The 929-nt window shown below is 76.6% G+C and carries 1 protein-coding gene; it reads right to left on the bottom strand.

What is annotated here, in order from left to right:
• Positions 1-133: 133 nt before the first annotated feature.
• The coding region (alr, locus tag G3I41_RS24015) for an alanine racemase (protein ID WP_164402470.1) at positions 134-929 on the bottom strand (796 nt) is incomplete at its 5' end.

The raw sequence follows: 929 nt of genomic DNA, 5'->3' as shown, positions 1-929 counted from the left end.
CCGGCGGCGAGCACGCCTATGGCGGCGCCGGCGATGCCCGCCCGGCGCCAGCCGGCCCCCGAAGCGGCCGCCGTCGCCATCACGTCACCCGTGCTGATGTCGCTCACCCGTGCCCCGCTCCTCGTGGGTCGTGTCAGTCGGTCGTGGCGCCCAGGTGGACGCGCGGCACCCGGCCGCCGATCCGGGTGACGATCTCGTACGCGATGGTGCCGGCGGCCTCCGCCCAGTCCTCGGCGCTCGGCTCGCCCCGGTCGCCGGGCCCGAACAGCACCGCCTCGCTGCCCGCCGCCACCTCGTCGCCGTCCAGGTCCACGACGAACTGGTCCATGGCGACCCGGCCCGCGACGGTCCGCCGCACCCCGCCGACCAGGACCGGGCCCCGGCCGGACGCGTGGCGCGGGATGCCGTCGGCGTAGCCGAGGGGCACCAGGGCGAGGGTGGTCTCGCGGGGCGTCGTGTAGTGGTGGCCGTAGCTGATGCCGTGGCCGGCCGGGACCTGCTTGGCCAGGGCAACGGACGCGGCGAGCGTCATCACGGGGCGCAGCCCGAAGTCCGCGGAGGTGCCCAGCTCGGGGCTGGGCGAGATGCCGTACATGGCGATCCCGGTCCGCACCAGGTCGAAGTGGGACTCGGGGACGGTCAGGGTCGCCGGGGAGTTGGCGATGTGCCGCACCTCGGGCTCGACACCGGCCTTCTCGGCGTACGCCACCATGTCGCGGAAGGTGTCCAGCTGGGCGGTGATCGAGGGGTGGCCCGGCTCGTCGGCGCAGGCGAAGTGGGACCAGAGGCCGGTGACGCGGACGGTGCCCGCGCGCTCGGCGGTGCGGGCGGCGGCGACCAGCTCGGGCCAGTCGGCGGGCTGGCAGCCGGCCCGGCCGAGTCCGGTGTCGGCCTTGAGGTGGATCCGGGCGGGCCGCCCGGCCGCCGCG

This window comes from Streptomyces sp. SID9727 (assembly GCF_010550605.1).
Lineage (GTDB): Bacteria > Actinomycetota > Actinomycetes > Streptomycetales > Streptomycetaceae > Streptomyces.
This window is presented reverse-complemented; position numbering and strand designations above follow the sequence as displayed.